The sequence below is a fragment of the Bradyrhizobium sp. HKCCYLRH3061 genome (assembly GCF_051168015.1).
Lineage (GTDB): Bacteria > Pseudomonadota > Alphaproteobacteria > Rhizobiales > Xanthobacteraceae > Bradyrhizobium.
In genome coordinates, this window is record NZ_JBNPUE010000016.1 from 111,225 (window position 1) to 129,441 (window position 18,217).

Sequence of the window (18,217 nt, forward strand, 5' to 3'; positions counted from 1 at the left end):
CATCTATCGTCTCGGCCGGTTGCGATAGCCTGGGCCGATGACGAATATGCGACGGCTGCCCGGCCGTCGTGATGCAAGATGCCGCAGGCTGTCGTGGCTCGGTCAGGCTTCGGCCGTGGCGCGCTTGTTGGTCTTCTTCTTGCCCTGCTTCAGGAAGGTGACGCCGATCTGGTCGCCATTGACCCAGGCCAACTCGCAGCGCCGGTAGGCCAAGCCGGTCGACGACAACAGCAGGAAGAACTCCTTCAGGTGCAGGCCTTCGACCGAGCCCTCGACCGTCAGCTTCGCCCCGGTCTCCGAGACGTCCTCGATGGTGCAGTTGCGGCGCCAGGTGCCGTCGATGCCCATCATGAAAGCCGGGATGCCGCGCTCGAAGACGACGCGTTCGCCCTTCATCCGCTCTGCCATCGCAACCTCCATTCACGCGCGGCGCGCAACCGGCGCCGCGGGCGCAAGGTAAGGGGGGATGGCTAAGAACCGGTAAAGCTACGGTGTGAGAGCGATGGTGCGAGCTTGCCATGGCGACGGTCGGCTCCCCTGCCCGCATGGGGGAGGGGAGTGGACCGTCGGTGCCATGAGAGGATGCTTCAAGCTATGCCCGCTGGCGGCGGCACGTTCGCCGCGTACCAGTCGCGCAGCGGCTCCAGTGCGGGATGGGCCAGCGACCGGTGGAGATAGTCCCAGATGCGGGGCTGGTGCTTGAGGTAATGCGGCTTGCCGTCGCGGCGGTTGAGGCGGGCGAAGGTGCCGAGCAGGCGGGTGTTGCGCTGGGCCGACATGATCGCGTAGTGCGCGCTGAATTCGTCGGCGTCGAACTCCGTCGACGCAGCTTGGCGCGCGGCGATGTAGCGCTCTCGGAGCGCCCGCTCGATCTCGGGCGACACGTCGATCCGGGCGTCCTGCGCCAGGGAGACCACGTCGTAGGCCGGTGGTCCCATCACCGCGTCCTGGAAGTCGATCACGCCCACGCGGGCGATGCCGTCGCGCGCGGGCAGCCAGAGCAGGTTGGGCGAGTGGTAGTCGCGGATCACCCAGGTCGGCCTAGATGTCGGCTTGGCCGCGAGCTGCGCCTCCAGCATCTCCCGCCATATTTCCAGGAATTCGGCCCGCAGCACCTGCGACAGCTCCACGCCACGGTCGGGCAGGTACCATTCGAGCATCAGGCCGATCTCGATCAGCATGGCTTCGGCGTCGAAGGTCGGAACCTCGTAGGTCACCTGCGGCGCCAGCGGCAGCACCGAGGGGACGTCCTGCGCGTGCAGCGTGGCCAACAGATCGGTCGCGGCCTCGTAGCGCTCCACGATCGGCCGTGGCGGGTCGCCCTCGATCACGCCCTCGCGTCCCAGATCCTCGGTGATGAGAAAGCCTTGGCCGAGATCGGCGTCGTTGATCTTCGGCGCCGAGATGCCGCGCCCGCGCAAGGCCGCGGCGATCGCGACAAAGGGGCGGACGTCCTCCGCGAGATGCACGGCGCCGCTATAGGGCTTGCCGTTGTAGGTCGCCGGGCCGTCAGGGCGTTTCGGCGAGTTCATCAGGATTGAGACGCGCTCGCCCTTGTGGAGCCGCGCATAGGAGCGGGTCGAGGCATCGCCGGCCATGCGCTCGCGGCGCGATTTGGCGTGCCCGGCCTCGGCGAGGAATTCGCGCAAGGCTTTCAGCCGCGCAACCACCGCGGCCGCCTTGCCGCTGCCGGTGACCTCGGCGCTGCGGGCGGTGTCGCCCTGCGATGGATCGTGGCGCAGCGCGATGTCGACGCGGTCCAGCGGCAGAGCGTTGCCGGCGCGCTCCGGCCATTCGATCAGCACGACGGTCGCCTCCGGCAGCGGCGACAGGCCGATCTCCTCGAGCTCCGATGCATCGCTGATGCGATAGAGATCGGCATGCACCAGCGGGAAGCTCGGCAGGTCGTAGCTCTGCGCCAGAGTGAAGGTCGGACTGGGCACCTCCAGCTCGTCGTCGCCGGCGAGGTAGCGGATCATCGCCCGCGCCGCCGCGGTTTTGCCGGCGCCGAGATCGCCGGTGAGCGTGATCAGCGCGCCCGGGCCGATCAGCAGCGCGAGGTCGGCCATGAGAGCGGCGGTGGCGGCTTCGTCCGCGAGCGCGGTGGTGAATGTCAGCTGGTCCGTCATTCCGCGGCGTTGCGTTGCGCGACGTGGTCGGTCGGGAAGTCACAGGTGACCGTGGTGCCCTTGCCGACCACCGAATCCATCCGCACCCTGCCGCCATGCAGCTCGACGAAGGAGCGCACCAGCGACAGGCCGAGGCCGGCGCCGCGATGGCGCGAGCCCTGCGAATGGCTCTCGAACCATTCGAACACCTTGTCCTTCACCTCGGGCGGAATGCCGGGGCCGGAATCGGTGACCGCGAAGGTGACGCTGTGGTCGGTGCGGCGGGCGCTGACGACGACGCTCGAATCCGGCGGTGAGAAGCCGACGGCATTGGCGAGCAGATTGTAGAGCACCTGCACGACGCGGCGCTCGTCGCCGACGAAGGAGCCGACATCGGGGTCCACCGCGATCGTCAACCGGATGCGATCCGTGGCAAGCCGGTCCTGCACGCCCTCGGCCGCGGCCTCGATCGCCTTGGCGGCGTCGACCGGCCCGAGTTCGAGCTTCATCGCGCCGGCGTCGATGGTGGCGAGGTCGAGAATGTTGTTGGTCAGCGCTAGCAGCGCGTTGGTGGATTTGGTGACGTAGTCGAGATACTCGGCCTGCTTCGGCGTCAGCGGCCCGGTCGATGGATCGGACAGGAAATGCGCGAAGCCGATGATCGTCGTCAGCGGCGCGCGCAGCTCGTAGGACACGTGGTGGACGAAGTCGATCTTCATCTGGCCAGCGGCTTCGAGCGCCTCGTTGCTCTCGCGCAGGGCTCGCTCGACATTCTCGGTGTCGGTGATGTCCTGGAAGGTGAGCATGGTCGCGCCGTCGGGCAGGGGGCGGCTCATGCAGTCGAGCACGCTGCCGTCCTTGCGCTCGAGCTTCAGCGCCGCGTCGAGCCGGTTCTCGATCGACGTGATCGCCTCGCGGATGGTGCGCCAGGCGACGGCGTCGTCATAAAGCTGATGGCACCAGGATTCCACGGTGTCGATATGCGGATGCTCGCGCAACTGATCCGGCGACAGCCGCCACATCTTGGCGAAGGCCGGATTGAACAGCTCGACCCGGCCGTTCGAGCCGAACACCGCGACGCCTTCGGCGAGGCTGTCGAGCGTCTCGCGCTGGACCCGGATCAGGCCGTCGAAGCGGCGGGCAAGAGCGAAGCTCTCCGTGACGTCGTCGAACAGATAGGTGACGCCGCCTTCCGGGTTCGGCGTGGTGACGACCGATAATGCGCGGCCGTCGGGCAGGAACCAGGTGTCCTTGGCGGCCTCGACGGCGCGATAGGCCTCGTGAAGCTTGGCCTTCCAGGCCCGGAAGTCGGCCTGCTCGGGCAACTTGCGCGCGGCGCGAAGACGGTCGAGCACCGACGAGTCATCCGGCTGACTGTCCAGGAACGTGGGATCGAGACCCCACAGCCGGCGATAGGAGTCGTTGTAGAAGGCGAGCCGGCGCTGGCCGTCGAACACGGCCACGCCTGAGGACAACTGGTCGAGCGTGCGCCGGTGTGCTTCCCGCATCCGCACCACGGCCGCATCCAGCGCCGCCGCCTCGCTGGCGTCGATGGCGACACCGGCGCTGCCGTGGCCCAGCATGAAGGCGCGCACGTCATACATGCGGCGCTCGCCGCCGGTCACGATCGGCAGCCGGCCCTCGAAACGGCCGTTGGCGCCGAGCGCACGCTGCAGGTCGATACGGTCGGCCGAGTCGAGCAGCTCGATGTTGCGGCCGATCGCGTCCGGCACGTCGCGGGCGTCCGCGGCGCGGGCATAGGCCGGGTTGACGTAAGCGAGGGCGCCATTGGCCTGCCGCGCCCAGATCGGCCACGGCAGCGCCGATGCCAGCGCGCGCAGCGACTCCGTCTCCTCGCCGAGCGCCTTGAAGCGGAGCTGCGTCTCGGCGAGCTCGCGGCGCAGGCCGGACAATTCGCGGATGCGCACGATGGCCTGCCCGCCGATGGCGCGGCCCATCGCCTCGATCGCATGGCCGTGCGAGGTGGTAAGATTGAGCATGAAGCCTTCGCCCGCTTCGCGCAGCGCGTCGACGGCGCGGTCGAGCTGCAGCGCAGGCTCCGGCGGCAGCCAGGTTCCAAAGGCGAGAATGCGCTGCGGCTGATCCTGCGGCACCAGCATCGAGGTGTCGCCGGAGATCTGCGGGCGATGGCCGCCGGCCGGCCAGGCGATCAGAATCTGCGGCTCGGCGAACAGCAGCGCACGGTAGCGATCGGCCTGCAGTTGCAGCTCGGCGACATTGGCACGCAGCCGCGCTTCCTTGCGCGCGGCCGCCAGACGCGTGCGCACCAGCGCGACTGCAGCGACCACGGAGAAGCCGAGCAGCGCCAGCATCGCCGTGACCTCGGCGATATCAGGACGGCTCAGCTCGAACAGCGTCGTGATCGCATCCGGCGGCACGCCATCGCCTGCGAAGCCCGGTGTCGCCGGCGCAAGCGCAGTCGCAGCGAGACCCATCAGGCCTTTGCGCGCAAGTGACGTGCACGACAGCAGCGTCTGACGCATCACCACGATCACGCCCGACATATTTGCCCCAAACCGCACGAAGTTCCGCGCGGCGCCGATCGCGTCGACCGCGCCGTCTCACGAATCAATCAACCATAACCGCTTCGGGACTCCAGCGGTAAGAGTCCAGACCGTGAACGGTGGTTGCGCCTGAGGAAAATGCGTCCGCCGATCGACTCTTTCGAGTCGGAACAGTGGCAAGCCCGTAGTTCAACGGCCCGTCGAGCCGAAGCCGCCGCTGCCGCGCGCGGTCGTCGTCAAGCTTGTCGCGAGGCTGAGCTCAGCGCGCACCACGGCGGCGATCACCATCTGCGCGATGCGCTCGCCGCGACGGATCGTAAACGGTTCCTTGCCGTGGTTGATCAGCAGCACGCAGATCTCGCCGCGGTAGTCCGCGTCCACCGTGCCCGGTGCGTTCAGCACCGTGACGCCGTGGCGTGCAGCGAGCCCCGAACGCGGCCGCACCTGGGCCTCGTAGCCGTCGGGCAGCGCGATCGACAATCCCGTCGGCACCATCGCGTGGCCGCCTGACGCAAGGACGAGCGGTGCATCGGCCGGAACCGCGGCGAGCAGATCGAGCCCCGCGGCATGTGCGGTCTGATAGGCCGGCAGCGGCAGGCCCTCGCCATGCGGCAGGATCTGCACGTCGATCGCGATCGTCTGTGTCACGCAACGGGTCCCATGGTTCTGGCAATCTCGGCAACGAGCGCCGTCGCGACCTCGTCCTTGGTCATGATCGGCCAGGACGCGACATGGACGCCATCGGCGTCCTTCGTCAAGAGATGCACGGTGTTGCGGTCGCCGCCCATCACGCCGGTCGCAGGCGAGACGTCGTTGGCGACGATCCAGTCGCAGCCCTTGCGGGCGAACTTGGCCTTCGCGTTGTCGATCAGGTGCTCGGTCTCGGCGGCGAAGCCGATCACGAGACCTGGCCGCTTGTCTTTGAGCTTCGAGATCGTTGCGAGGATGTCGGGATTCTCAACCAGCGTGAGCGGCGGAATCGCCTTGTCCGTCTTCTTCAGCTTCTGGCCGCCCTCATTGGCGACGCGCCAGTCGGCCACCGCCGCGGCGAAGATCGCGACGTCGGCCGGCAGCTCGGCCTCGACCGCTTCCAGCATCTGCCGTGCCGACTCGACATGCGTGACGTTGACGCCCTTGGGATCGGCGAGCTCGACCGGCCCCGCGATCAGCCGGACGTCGGCGCCGGCGGCCTGCGCGGCGGCGGCGATCGCAAAGCCCTGCTTGCCGGAGGAGCGGTTGGCGATGTAGCGCACCGGATCGATCGGCTCGTGCGTCGGTCCGGCCGTGATCAGCACGCGGCGGCCGGCGAGCGGGCGCGGCGTCGGCGGCTTGAGCATGGCGACGACGGCGTCCGCGATCTCGATGGCCTCGGCCATGCGGCCGACGCCGGCCTCGCCCTTCTCGGCCATCTCGCCGGCGTTGGGGCCGATCATCCGGACGCCGTCGCGCTGCAGGGTGGCGGCGTTGCGGCGCGTGGCCGGGTTGCTCCACATCATCGGGTTCATCGCCGGCGCCAGCAGGATCGGCCGGCTCGCCGCGAGCAGGATGGCGCTGGCGAGGTCGTCGGCGGCGCCGTGCGCCATCTTCGACATCAGGTCGGCGGTGGCCGGCGCGACCACGATCAGGTCGCAGTCGCGCGCGAGGCGGATGTGGCCGACGTCGAACTCGCTGCGCGCGTCGAACAGATCGGTGAACACGCGGTCGCCCGACAGCGCTGACGCGGCCAACTCGGTGACGAACTGCGTCGCCGCCTTGGTCAGCACGCAGCGGACGAGGATGTGGCGTTCCTTCAGACGGCGGATCAAGTCGAGCGACTTGTATGCCGCGATGCCGCCGCCGATGATCAGGGTGACGCGCGCTTCACGGGCGGCGCCGGGCTGAGGGAGACCAGGCTCAGGCAGAGCGGCTGGAGCTGGCGCTGCCGTCGTCGGCTCGGACGGATCGACCGGCTCGATCAGCGCGCGCAGGATGACCCGGACTTCCTCCTCGACGGAGCGCCCGTTCTGCGCCGAGCGCAGTCGTAGATAGGTTTTGAGCGAGTCGTCGAGCTTGCGGATGGTCAGGCTGGCCATGTCCGCCTCCCCAGCAGGGTTCAGATGCAAGCAATGCTAGCAGAAATTGATCGCAGTGCAATCAATGTAGGGTGGGCGAAGCGGCCGCCGTAGGCGGCAGCGTGCCCACCGTCGATCGGCAGGCTCCAGGGTGAGACGGTGGGCACGGCGTCACCGCCATCTCGTACGACGAGACAGCACGGCTGCGCCTTTGCCCACCCTACGAATCTACAGCCTGAGCACCGCGAACAAAATGCCGATGAAGGTCAGCGCGATGACCCACAGCGCGATCGCGCGCCAGCGGCTCTTCTTGCCTTCGGTGCGGCCCATGGCGGCGATGGTCTCGGGCGACAGGCGGAGGCCGTCGCGGGTCATGGTCTCCATGTGCTCGAGCACGGCGGCGGCGCGGGCGGCGAGCACCGGCAGGGTCGCGGTCAGCCGGGCCAGTTCGCCGATTCCGGTGACGGCGCCCTCGATCCGGCCGATCGGCCCGAGATTGCGCTCGATCCATTCTCGCACCACGGGGTCGGCGACCTTCCAGATGTCGAGCTTGGGATCGAAGCCGCGTGCGACGCCCTCGACCACCACCATGGTCTTCTGCAGCAGGATCAGCTCGGGCCGGGTGCGCATGTCGAACAGGCCGGTGACCTCGAGCAGCAGGGTCAAGAGCTTGGCCATCGAGATTTCTTCGGCCGTGCGGTTATGGATCGGCTCGCCGATGGCGCGGATGGCCTGTGCGAAATTCTCCACCGAATGATGCGGCGGCACGTAGCCGGCCTCGAAATGCACTTCGGCGACGCGGCGATAGTCGCGGGTGATGAAGCCGAGCAGGATCTCGGCCAGGAAGCGCCGCTCCTTCATGCCGAGCCGGCCCATGATGCCGAAATCGACCGCGACCAGCCGTCCCTGCTGGTCCAGGAACAGGTTGCCCGGATGCATGTCGGCATGGAAGAAGCCGTCGCGCAGGGCGTGGCGGAGAAAGCTCTGGATCACCTTGCGGCCGACGTCGGGCAGATCGACATTCGCCTCCGCGAGCCGGGCGTGATCGTTCAGCGCGATGCCGTCGATCCACTCCATCGTCAGCACGGTGTTGGCGGTCCGGTCCCAGTCGACCGCGGGCACGCGGAAATCCGGATCGTCCTTGATGTTCTCCGCCATTTCGGAGAGCGCAGCGGCCTCCAGGCGAAGGTCCATCTCCATCGCGACCGAGCGCGACATCGTGTTGATGACCTCGACCAGCCGCAGCCGCCGCGCCTCCGACGAATGCGCCTCGGCCTTTTCGGCGACGAAGAAGAAATCGGAGAGGTCGCGGCGGAAGCGCGCAGCGACGTTCGGTCGAAGCACCTTCACCGCGACCGGACGACGAATGCCGTCGCGCTCGACCTCGCCGCGATGCACCTGCGCGATCGAGGCGGCGGCGACCGGCGGACCGAGATGCGTGAACAGCTGGCTGATCGGGCGTTCGAGCGCGGTGGCGATGACCGCTTCGGCCTCGGCCTGCGGGAACGGCGGCAGCCGGTCCTGCAGCGATTCGAGATCCCGCGCCATGATGACGCCGACGACGTCGGGCCGGGTCGCCAGGAACTGGCCGAGCTTGAGATAGGCCGGGCCCATCCGCTCCAGCGCGCGCGACAACCTTGGCCCGGACTTGGCGCCGGGGCGCTCGATGAGCCGCGCCAGCTTCAGCGCGAGCTGGCCCGGCGGCGGCGCCAGGCTCGGATCGACGGCGCCGAACACGCCCTCGCGCGCGAACACCAGGGCGGCCCGGGCGAGCCGCGTAATGTGGGTGAGTGCGGAGATCACAAACGCCAGCCGGAATGAAGCGCGACGATGCCGCCGGAGAGAGTCTGCCAGGACACGCGGGAGAAGCCGGCCGCCGAGATCATCTCGGCGAAGGCGTTGGGCCGCGGAAACTGGCGGATGGATTCGACGAGGTAGCGGTAGGACTCGGCATCGCCGGTGACGGCGCGGCCGAGCTGCGGGATCACGTTGAAGGAGAACAGGTCATAGAGCTTGTCTAGCCCTGGCATCTCGACGGTGGAGAACTCCAGGCACAGGAAGCGGCCGCCATGCTTGAGCACGCGGAATGCCTCGGCCAGCGCCAGCTCGATCTGCGGCACGTTGCGGATGCCGAAGGCGATCGTATAGGCGTCGAACGAGCGATCGGGGAAGGCGAGCTTCTCGGCATTGCCCTCGACGAACGAGACCTTGTCGTCGAGATATTGCTTCAGCGCGCGCTGGCGTCCGACCTCGAGCATGTCGCCGTTGATGTCGCACACGGTCGCATGGAAGCCGGCGCCGGCCTTCCTGGCGGCGCGGAAGGAGATGTCACCGGTACCGCCGGCCACATCGAGCAGCGCAAACGGCGCATCGCTCTTCGGCGGGTTCAGCATGTTGATCATGATGTCCTTCCAGACGCGGTGCAGTCCGCCCGACATCAGGTCGTTCATCAGGTCGTAGCGCTGTGCCACGCTGTGAAACACGTCGTTCACCAGCGTCTGCTTCTCGCCCAGAGGCACGTCCCTGAAGCCGAAATGAGTGGTTTGGTCCGGCTGATCCATCACCCTTACTCCGATACGGCACCATAGCGCTGATGCGGCCAAGGCGCTATCACGTCAGCCGGACAAGGTGAATGGTCGCGGATGCAAAAGGTGAAATGAGCAGGGATGCCTGAGCTGCCCGAAGTCGAGACCGTCCGGCGCGGGTTGCAGCCGGTCATGGAAGGCGCTGTCATCGTCAAGGCCGAGGCCCGGCGCGGCGATCTCAGGTTTCCGTTTCAGCCCGATTTTGCCAAGCGCCTGCAGGGCCAGACCGTCAGGGGGCTCGGCCGGCGTGCCAAATATCTGCTGGCCGACCTCGGCTCCGGTGACGTGCTCTTGATGCATCTCGGCATGTCCGGCTCGTTCCGGGTGATCAAGCCGGAGCACGAGGAGACGCCGGGCGAGTTTCACTATCCGCGCGGCAAGGACAGCGTGCACGACCATGTCGTGTTTCACATGTCGTCGGGCGCCGACATCGTCTTCAACGATCCGCGCCGCTTCGGCTTCATGAAGATCATCGGCCGCGGCGACATCGAGACCGAGCCGCATCTGAAGGGCCTCGGGCCGGAGCCGCTCGGCAATGAATTCGATGCCGCGATGCTGGCGCGCGCCTGTGCCGTCAAGAAGACCAGCCTGAAGGCCGCGCTGCTCGACCAGCGCGTGGTCGCCGGGCTCGGCAACATCTATGTCTGCGAGGCGCTGTTTCGCGCCCATCTGTCGCCGCGGCGTCTGGCGGCGACGCTGGCAACGAAGAAGGGCGAGCCCACGGATCACGCCACGCGTCTGGTGGAGGCGATCCACGCCGTGCTCAACGAGGCGATCCGCGCCGGCGGCTCGTCGCTGCGCGATCACCGCCAGACATCAGGCGAACTCGGCTATTTCCAGCATTCGTTCCAGGTCTATGACCGCGAGGGTGAGCCATGCCGGACGGACGGCTGCAGCGGCGTGGTGAAGCGCTTCGTGCAGAACGGCCGCTCGACCTTCTGGTGCCCGAAGTGCCAGAAGTGATGTCGCGGCCGAGGAGCCGGCACGGCCGGCCATCCCCGGTCTGCTTGTGGCGGACGGGAGTGGGCGTATACTGCCGCCATGGCTGTCAGCTCGCCCGACCTGAAAGCATTTCTGCTCGCGACGCCGTTCTTCGGCGGCCTGCTTGATGCGAGCCTCGATCTGCTGGTCTCGATGCTGGTCGAGCGGCGCTTCGACAAGGGCGCCGTTGTCGTCGCCGAAGGCGAGGCGGGGCGCTCGATGTTCGTCGTGCATAGCGGTACGCTGGAGGTCAGTGAGCGCCTGGAGACGGGTGCCGCGATCCATATGTCGCGTCTCGAGCCCGGGGATTTCTTCGGCGAGATGACCCTGCTCGACATGCAGAACAGATCGGCCACCGTGGTCGCGGAAGCGCCGACCGTGCTGTACGAGCTGACGGCGCAAAAGCTGTATGCCTTCTACAAGGCTGACATCCACGCCTACGTGATCGTGCTGCAGAACATCAATCGCGAGCTGTGCCGCCGCCTGCGTCGCGCCGATGCGCGGATCAAGATGCGGGAGGGTGGGTCGCGGTAGGCGAGCGGGCGGCGAAGCAGTGCGAAGCGTGCTCGATCTACGGCTGGGCTACTCCTTAACCTCGCCCCGCTTGCGGGGAGAGGTCCGATTGCATCGTGAGATGCAATCCGGGTGAGGGGGTACAGGTCTCACCACGAACACTTCCCGCGTGTCTGCCCCGCGTCTGCCCCTCACCCCAACCCTCTCCCCGCAAGAGCGGGGCCAGGGAGCGCACCGCCGTCGCGGCAGAAGCTCGGGTCCAACTAACGAGGACTACAATCCCGCCTTCCAGTTGATGCCGTTGTCGGCCCAGGTCGGATACACCCGCGCCACCGGCAGTTTCGCTTCCTCGGTGGGCGGCGTCAGCATGATCGGGAATTCGACCTCGGCGTGCTCGCTCGCGTCCTTCAGTTCGCCCGCGTCGTGCATGACGTGATCGCCTGCAAGCTTGCCGGCGGTCCAGCGCCACAGGCTGCGAATCTCCTGCGCCGATTTACCGGCCGCATCGAACTCGCTGACGCCGAGACCGGCGGCGAGCGCGTCCTGGTGGTCGTTGCGCATCATGATGAAGGGCTGCGCCAGCACCTCCGCGATGTCGCGTGGCGCGTCGGCGTCGAGCGCCGTCGTCGCATCGGTGACGCGATGGCCGCCGCGGATCGGGGCCTGGTTGAGCACGAAGGCGAACGGCTTGCGCCAGGCGCGCACGATGCTCAAGGTCGGTGCTGTCGCTTCGATGTCGGCGACGCTCGGACGCGCCGGAATGAGGCACAGATCGCAGTGGCGGATCGCGGCCGTCGTGGACGCCGTGATGCCGGCCCCGGTGTCGATCACGCAGACAGTGAAGCCGTCGCGGGCCAGCGCTTCGAGGCGAGGCTCGATCATCTTGGCATCGTAGCCGGCTTCGACGATCGGCTCGCCCGCGGCGCGGCGCGCCTGCCATTTGGTCAGCGTGCCCTGACGGTCGGTCTCGATCACGCGCACCTTGTGGCCGGCCTGCTGCGCGGCCACGGCCAGACCAATCGCCAGCGTGCTCTTGCCGCTGCCGCCCTTCTGCGTGGCCAAAACGATCGTGTACATCGGGAGACAGTCCTTCGGATGTTGACGGAACTTATGAGAACGCCAAAGCTGAGTGCATCGCGGTTGCGCGGTGCGGAGCTATTCTCGCTCAGGACAGTCCCGGCCCGATCCAACTAACAGAGGATCGCGGTGGTCCGAATCAGCACGCCGACAAAACTGTTCGAACTATCTCACGCTCGGCCTGTGCCTGCACAGACCGGTTGACTACGGCGGGAGCCGTTCCGAGTTGATAGCAAGGTGCTAGGAAGTTGAGCGGCAGCGAGCCGCGGGCGAGCGATCGGCATCGCCGAGCATCATCCCATGCAGTCGCGATGCTGCACGTCCGATCCCCGCCGGCCGCCGTTGGGCCCTTAATTTTTTCTAAAACGACATGCTTAACATTGCGTAAACGCTGCCGCGCCGCAGTGCACAGCGGCACGATCGCGATGCCGAACCGGTTTGGCGCAGGCTCTACTTCCGCACGCAGATCACGCGCACCGTGGCCGCCTTGGCGTCGAGCGAGGTTCCGTCGGGCTTGACACCATGCGAGGCGAGAAACGCACGCGTCGCATCGGCGCTGACCATCACGACCTGTGTCGATGGGATCAGTGCCGTGCCCGCGAGGACGCCGGGCTTGAGCAAGGTGACGCCGGCGAACTTGCCGTCGCCGTCGAGCGCTGCCGCTCCGGAAAAGCCGAGCCCGGGCGCCGGCGCCAGCGAGGCGTCGCCGGTGCCGTTGGCGGCGAGCTGCGCCTTGACGGTGCTGATCGCGGCACCGCCGCCCTGGCTCTGCGGATCGGCGATGCCGACGATGTCGACCGACGATTTCGCACTGCCGCCCGACAGCGCCAGCGGCTTCAGGCCGCGCCCGCCGTAGATGCGCAGCAGCGCCAGGCCGCGCTCCTTGTCCTCGGCCACGCGCTCGGCATGGCCGAACCCGGGAATGGTGATTGCCACGCAGCCGTCGGTCACCTCGCGATCGGCGATGATGGCGCCGTCCTGGGTGGCGACGATGCCGGTGCCGTAATCGACGCGGCGCCGTGGCGCGGGCTGCGCGGCCAATGTCGACGGGAACGCGGTGAAGGCGCTCGACATCGCGATCACGACCGGCTCGACCGTGTTCTCGGTCGCCTGGTCGTAGAGGATGGTCAGGATGCGCACCTCGTCGCCCCGAAAGGTGCCGCGGATGTAGAACTTCTTCAGGTTCTGCAGGCCCGAGAGCACGAAGAAGTCGGGCTTCACCACGCTGTAGTCGACGGTGCGGCCGGCTTCCTTCTTTTCACGGTCGGCCAGTGCCGCGGCGGTCGGGTTGGCTTCCTTGCGGCGCGACAGCACGACCTGCACGGTGCCGGTGGGCGATGTCCATTTCGAGCCGTTGCCGTCGCTGGTCTGCTGCGGCACCAGCTTGGTCGGGATGCCGAGCCGGGCCCCGCTGACCGGCTCGGTCACGAGCTTCCAGCCGACGCCCTCCTGCTTGCGGCGCGCGGTGTCGGCAAGCACGGCGCGCTCCTGCGGGTTCAACACGCCGGTCGGCTTGCCGCCGGATAGCTTCTGGTACTCCTTGATCGCGTTGACCATGCGCTCGCTGACGTCGCCGGTGATCGCGCCATTGTACTGGCCAACCCAGGCAAGATCGGATTGCAGCGCAAGCCGCTCGGCCTGGCTCATCGCGTTGGCGGTGTCGGCGGGCGCCTGAACGCCCGGGCGCGCTGGCTGGGTCGCGACCGGCTTGGGCCTGGCGCCGGGCATCGTGGGCGTCTGTGCCTGCACCGACGCGCACGCGGCGATCCCGCAGATGAAGGTTGCCGTGGCCAGCCGTCTCATGACAAATCCCGATGCTCTTGCCGCGCCGCTAAATAAGCACATCTGCTTGGTCGGTCACAATCCGGCGAGGGTTCAGTGCGGAGATCCGCCGTCTTCGCCATGGGCCGGCAATGGGCTGACAGCGATGCGGCGGCGGAAGGACGGTGTAACGATGCTGAGCGACGAAGAAGTGGAGCGCTATGCCCGTCACATCGTGCTGCGCGATGTCGGTGGTCCCGGTCAGGCGGCGCTGAAGCGCGCCGCGGTGCTGGTGGTCGGCGCAGGCGGCCTCGGCGCGCCGGCACTGATGTATCTCGCCGCCGCCGGCGTCGGCACGATCGGCGTGGTCGACGACGACGTCGTATCGCTGTCGAACCTGCAGCGCCAGGTCATCCATGCGACCCCCGACATCGGCAGGCCCAAGGTCGAGAGCGCCGCCGAGCGCATCAATGCGCTCAATCCGCATGTGAGCGTCGTGGCGCATCGAAGCTGGCTCAATGCCGACAACGCGCTCGATCTGATCGGCGGCTATGATCTCGTGCTCGACGGCTCCGACAATTTCGACACGCGCTATCTCGTCTCCGACGCCTGCTTCCTGGCCGAGAAGCCGCTGATCACCGGCGCGCTCGGGACTTTCGATGCGTCGCTGACGACGATCCGCGCGCATGAGCGGAACGAGAAGGGCCAGTTCAATCCGACCTATCGCTGCCTGTTCCCCGAGCCGCCGCCGCCGGGCACGGTGCCGGCCTGCGCGGAAGCCGGCGTCATGGGCGCGCTCGCCGGCATGCTGGGATCGATGATGGCGCTGGAGGCGATCCGGGAGATCGTCGGTTTCGGCGAGGGTCTGGTCGGCCGGCTCTTGATGCTGGACGCGCGCACGATGCGGTTCGAGACGCTGCGCTACGGGCGCGATCCGGCGAACCCGTTGAATGGCGACGGGCCTGTGATTGCGGATTTGAGTGCGCACCGAAAGTGAGGTGTGCGTGAGCCGAGAGGCCGCCACGCATCTAGTTGTCGGTCATGAGTTGAGCGACTCTCGCCTCACTCTCCGCTGTCGTCCCGGACAAGCCGGGGCGACGCGATAGCGTCGGCGCGGCGCCGATCCGGGATCCATACTCCGTGAACGTGATGAGGCGCGCGGAATTGACGGCCTGCCCGTTTCAGACGTCACGCGATATGGGTCCCGGCGTTCGCCGGGACGACGCCGAGGGGCTTGCCCGGTCTCGGCTCACATTCGCTTCCCGCGCTCACTGTCCATGTGGACCAGCTGCGACTCCGGATAGCGTTCGCCTGCCGCGACGCCAATCGGGAAGGCCTTGTCGAGCGCAGCGAGTTGCACTTCGGTGAGCTTGACGCAGAGCGCGCCGAGCGCCTCGTCGAGGCGGTCGCGGCGGCGGGCGCCGACCAGCGGGACGATGTCGTTGCCCTGCGCGGCCACCCAGGCGATCGCGACCTGCGCCGGCGTGGCGCCGACCTCGTCGGCGATGCTGCGCAGCGTGTCCACGAGGGTAAGATTCCGGTCGAGATTGTCGCCCTGGAAACGCGGCGAATGGCCACGGAAATCAGCGGCATTGGCGCGGTCCTTCGACCAGTGGCCGCTGATCAGTCCGCGCGACAGCACGCCGTAGGCGGTGATGCCGATGCCGAGCTCGCGGCAGGTTTGCAGGATGTCGCTCTCGATGCCGCGCGAGATCAGCGAATATTCGATTTGCAGATCCGCGATCGGGTGCACCTTGTGCGCCCGGCGGATCGTCTCGGAACCGACCTCCGACAACCCGATATGCCGGATGTAGCCGGCCTGTTTCAGCTCGGCCATCGTGCCGATGGTCTCCTCGATCGGCACCTTGGGATCGAGCCGCGCCGGGCGATAGATGTCGATGGCGTCGACGCCGAGCCGCTGCAGCGAATAGGACAGGAAGGTCCTGATGGCCTCGGGCCGGCTGTCATAGCCGAGCCAGCTCCTGTCGGGGCCGCGCAGCGCGCCGAACTTCACGGAGATCTGCACGTTGCGCGGACCGGCCGAGGCCAGCGCCTCGCGGATCAGCATCTCGTTGTGGCCCATCCCGTAGAAGTCGCCGGTGTCGAGCAGCGTGATGCCGGCGTCGAGCGCGGCGTGGATGGTGGCGATGCTCTCGGACCGGTCGGTGGGGCCGTAGAAGTCCGACATGCCCATGCAGCCTAGTCCGATGACCGAAACCTCGGGGCCGGTCGAGCCGAGTTGGCGGGTTTGCATGATCAATCTCCTCTTGCTGGCGCAGGCGGCCTGCTGGTCCGCCCGGACAACGCGGATATCGGCGGATTTCCGCGGTTCGAAAAGCTGGACAATTCCGAATGGACTGTTCAGCATGCCGAACAATGAGCGAGCCGGACCTCCGTGATCTTCAAGCCTTTGCTGCCGTGGCTCGCAGCGGCAATTTCCGCCGCGCCGCGCGCGAGCAGGGGCTCGCGGCATCCAGCCTGAGCCAGCGGCTCAAGGAGCTGGAGCAGCGGCTCGGCGTCCGGCTGCTCAACCGGACCACGCGAAGCGTCGGCCTGACGCAGGCCGGCGAGGCGCTGCTGGCACGGCTCGAGCCTGCGCTGTCCGAGATCGAAGCGGCGATCCATCAGGTGCGCGGCCAGCAGCAGGTCGCGGCGGGACGCCTGCGCATCAATGCGCCGCCGCCTGCGGTCGATCTGGTGCTGGCGCCGATGGTCGCGCCGTTCCTTCAGGCCTATCCGCTGATCGAGCTCGAGATCGTCGCCGACAGCGGCTTTGTCGACATCGTGCAGGCCGGGTTCGATGCCGGCGTGCGCTATGGCGAGCACCTGGCGCAGGACATGATCGCCGTACCGCTCGGCGAAACGCAGCGCTACGCCATCGTCGCCTCACCGCAATATGTTGCGCAGCATGGCCGTCCCGCGCATCCGCGCGACCTGCTGCAGCATGGCTGCATTCGGACGCGCTTCTCGTCCGGTGCGATGCTGGAATGGGAGTTCGAGAAGGACGGGCAGGTGATCAGGATCGCACCGCCGGCTCGGCTGATCGCGGTCCAGCTCGGTCTGGCCTTCCGTGCCGCCTGTGACGGCGTTGGCTATTGGGCGACCTTCGAAGGACATGTGCGTGATGCGCTGGCGGATGGCCGCCTCGTCAGCGTGCTCAACGATTGGTGTCCGCCGTTCCCCGGGCCGTATCTGTATTATCCGAGCCGACGCCAACCACCGCCGGCGCTGGCAGCGTTCGTGTCTTTCGTCGGCGAGTGGCGGAAGCGGGCGGGCGGCCGGACCGAGCTGTCGTCCCGGCCTTGAGCCGGGATCCATAGCCACCGAACTGAATACGTTATGCGCGATCAGCCGCGTGCCCGTTTTCAGACATCGCGCGGTATGGGTCCTGCGTTCGCAGGGTCGACACCGATTGCTGAGATGGCTGGTCGGCCTACAGCATGCTCGGCAGCACGCGGTCCGGTGGGCGGTGGTTGTCGAGGAAGGTCTTGATGTTGATGATGACCTTCTCGCCCATCTCGACGCGGCCCTCGATCGTGGCCGAGCCCATGTGCGGCAACAGGGTCACCTTGCCGGCTTTGGCGAGCCGCACCAGGCGCGGGTTCACCGCCGGCTCGTGCTCGAACACGTCGAGGCCGGCGCCGGCGATGTCGCCGGCTTCGATCAGCCGCGTCAGCGTCTCCTCGTCGATCACCTCGCCGCGCGCGGTGTTGACGATGTAGGCGTCCTTGCGGATCAGCTTCAGCCGGCGCGCCGACAGGAGATGGAACGTCGCCGGCGTATGCGGGCAGTTGACCGAGATGATGTCCATCCGCGCCAGCATCTGGTCGAGGCTCTCCCAATAGGTGGCGCCGAGCTCGTCGGCGATCACCGGCGCGACCGGTCGGCGGTTGTGATAGTGGATCTGCAGGCCGAAGGCGCGGGCGCGCCGCGCCACCGCCTGGCCGATGCGGCCCATGCCGATGATGCCGAGCCGCTTGCCGCCGATGCGGTGGCCGAGCATCCAGGTCGGCGACCAGCCCGCCCAGTTCTTGCCCTCGGTGAGAACGGAAGCGCCCTCGATCAGCCGCCGCGGCACGGCAAGGATCAGCGCCATGGTCATGTCGGCGGTGTCCTCGGTGAGGACCTTCGGCGTGTTGGTGACGGTGATGCCGCGCGCCACCGCCGCCGCGACGTCGATGTTGTCGACGCCGTTGCCGAAGTTGGCGATCATGCGCAGCTTGCACTCGGGCTGATTGAGAATGTCGGCGCTGATGTGGTCGGTGACCGTCGGAACCAGCACCTCGGCGGTGCGTACGGCATCGGCGAGCTGCTCCTGGCTCATCGGCTCGTCGTCGAGATTGAGCCTGGCGTCGAACAGCTCGCGCATGCGGGTCTCGACCGAGTCCGGCAGCTTGCGTGTCACCACGACGAGGGGCTTTTTCCTACCTGACATGTGCTGCTCTCATGAGATCCTTCAGACCTCATTAACCGGGTTCGCCGAAACTACCGTCGTCGCCTGAGAGCGGCGCTTCCCTGGACTGGTCGTGTCGGATCTCGCAGGTGGGCCGATCCGTCCCTGACAGGGCTTCGCGAGCGATTCTCAGGCGCTTCCTGGCCGCTTGTGTTCGGTCCTG

At 67.5% G+C, this 18,217-nt stretch carries 15 protein-coding genes; 4 read left to right on the plus strand and 11 right to left on the minus strand.

The window, feature by feature from the left end:
- Positions 1-102: 102 nt before the first annotated feature.
- From ACQR2C_RS24205 to ubiE, 7 genes are all read right to left on the minus strand, one after another.
- A complete protein-coding gene (locus ACQR2C_RS24205; RefSeq protein ID WP_008963143.1) occupies positions 103-408 on the minus strand; it encodes a PilZ domain-containing protein in 306 nt (101 codons plus the stop codon).
- A 179-nt stretch (positions 409-587) separates the two neighbouring features.
- Positions 588-2,129: a tRNA (adenosine(37)-N6)-threonylcarbamoyltransferase complex ATPase subunit type 1 TsaE gene (gene tsaE / locus ACQR2C_RS24210; RefSeq protein WP_434882293.1), complete on the minus strand. Its 1,542-nt coding sequence runs from the start codon at positions 2,127-2,129 to the stop codon at positions 588-590.
- Positions 2,126-4,633 carry a PAS-domain containing protein gene (locus ACQR2C_RS24215; protein WP_434882294.1) on the minus strand — a complete coding sequence of 836 codons (2,508 nt, stop codon included), beginning with the start codon at positions 4,631-4,633 and terminating at the stop codon, positions 2,126-2,128. Before ACQR2C_RS24215 ends, tsaE begins: the two co-directional genes overlap by 4 nt.
- Before the next feature lie 189 nt (positions 4,634-4,822).
- Positions 4,823-5,281 (minus strand): dUTP diphosphatase, encoded by a 459-nt coding sequence (dut, locus tag ACQR2C_RS24220; RefSeq protein ID WP_316179005.1) that lies wholly within the window; start codon positions 5,279-5,281, stop codon positions 4,823-4,825.
- Positions 5,278-6,705, minus strand: a complete 1,428-nt coding sequence (gene coaBC, locus ACQR2C_RS24225; RefSeq protein ID WP_434882295.1) for a bifunctional phosphopantothenoylcysteine decarboxylase/phosphopantothenate--cysteine ligase CoaBC — start codon at positions 6,703-6,705, stop codon at positions 5,278-5,280. The genes dut and coaBC overlap by 4 nt, the downstream gene beginning before the upstream one ends.
- A 207-nt stretch (positions 6,706-6,912) precedes the next feature.
- Positions 6,913-8,487 carry a 2-polyprenylphenol 6-hydroxylase gene (ubiB, locus tag ACQR2C_RS24230; RefSeq protein WP_316179009.1) on the minus strand — a complete coding sequence of 525 codons (1,575 nt, stop codon included), beginning with the start codon at positions 8,485-8,487 and terminating at the stop codon, positions 6,913-6,915.
- Entirely contained in the window at positions 8,484-9,245 is a 762-nt protein-coding gene (gene ubiE, locus ACQR2C_RS24235) for a bifunctional demethylmenaquinone methyltransferase/2-methoxy-6-polyprenyl-1,4-benzoquinol methylase UbiE (RefSeq protein WP_434838689.1), read from the minus strand. The genes ubiB and ubiE overlap by 4 nt, the downstream gene beginning before the upstream one ends.
- Before the next feature lie 105 nt (positions 9,246-9,350).
- On the opposite strand from ubiE, the gene mutM reads away from it, so the two are divergent.
- Positions 9,351-10,232 carry a bifunctional DNA-formamidopyrimidine glycosylase/DNA-(apurinic or apyrimidinic site) lyase gene (gene mutM, locus ACQR2C_RS24240; RefSeq protein WP_434838688.1) on the plus strand — a complete coding sequence of 294 codons (882 nt, stop codon included), beginning with the start codon at positions 9,351-9,353 and terminating at the stop codon, positions 10,230-10,232.
- A gap of 78 nt (positions 10,233-10,310) precedes the next feature.
- Positions 10,311-10,784: a cyclic nucleotide-binding domain-containing protein gene (locus ACQR2C_RS24245; RefSeq protein ID WP_315803949.1), complete on the plus strand. Its 474-nt coding sequence runs from the start codon at positions 10,311-10,313 to the stop codon at positions 10,782-10,784.
- Positions 10,785-11,036: 252 nt separating this feature from the next.
- Here ACQR2C_RS24245 and ACQR2C_RS24250 read toward each other — a convergent pair whose 3' ends face one another.
- Together ACQR2C_RS24250 and ACQR2C_RS24255 are read right to left on the minus strand one after the other, a co-directional pair.
- Positions 11,037-11,840, minus strand: a complete 804-nt coding sequence (locus ACQR2C_RS24250; RefSeq protein WP_316179014.1) for a ParA family protein — start codon at positions 11,838-11,840, stop codon at positions 11,037-11,039.
- A gap of 450 nt (positions 11,841-12,290) precedes the next feature.
- Positions 12,291-13,643 (minus strand): peptidoglycan-binding protein, encoded by a 1,353-nt coding sequence (locus ACQR2C_RS24255; RefSeq protein WP_434882296.1) that lies wholly within the window; start codon positions 13,641-13,643, stop codon positions 12,291-12,293.
- A 151-nt stretch (positions 13,644-13,794) separates the two neighbouring features.
- Between ACQR2C_RS24255 and ACQR2C_RS24260 the strand changes: the two genes are divergently transcribed.
- A complete protein-coding gene (locus ACQR2C_RS24260) occupies positions 13,795-14,598 on the plus strand; it encodes a HesA/MoeB/ThiF family protein (protein ID WP_315803981.1) in 804 nt (267 codons plus the stop codon).
- Positions 14,599-14,850: 252 nt separating this feature from the next.
- Here ACQR2C_RS24260 and ACQR2C_RS24265 read toward each other — a convergent pair whose 3' ends face one another.
- A complete protein-coding gene (locus ACQR2C_RS24265; protein WP_316179020.1) occupies positions 14,851-15,855 on the minus strand; it encodes an aldo/keto reductase in 1,005 nt (334 codons plus the stop codon).
- Positions 15,856-15,977: 122 nt separating this feature from the next.
- Between ACQR2C_RS24265 and ACQR2C_RS24270 the strand changes: the two genes are divergently transcribed.
- Positions 15,978-16,907 (plus strand): LysR family transcriptional regulator, encoded by a 930-nt coding sequence (locus ACQR2C_RS24270; RefSeq protein ID WP_315803945.1) that lies wholly within the window; start codon positions 15,978-15,980, stop codon positions 16,905-16,907.
- Between the two features lie 127 nt (positions 16,908-17,034).
- On the opposite strand, the gene ACQR2C_RS24275 is transcribed toward ACQR2C_RS24270, so the two are convergent.
- Positions 17,035-18,036 carry a 2-hydroxyacid dehydrogenase gene (locus ACQR2C_RS24275; protein ID WP_315803944.1) on the minus strand — a complete coding sequence of 334 codons (1,002 nt, stop codon included), beginning with the start codon at positions 18,034-18,036 and terminating at the stop codon, positions 17,035-17,037.
- Positions 18,037-18,217: the final 181 nt, after the last annotated feature.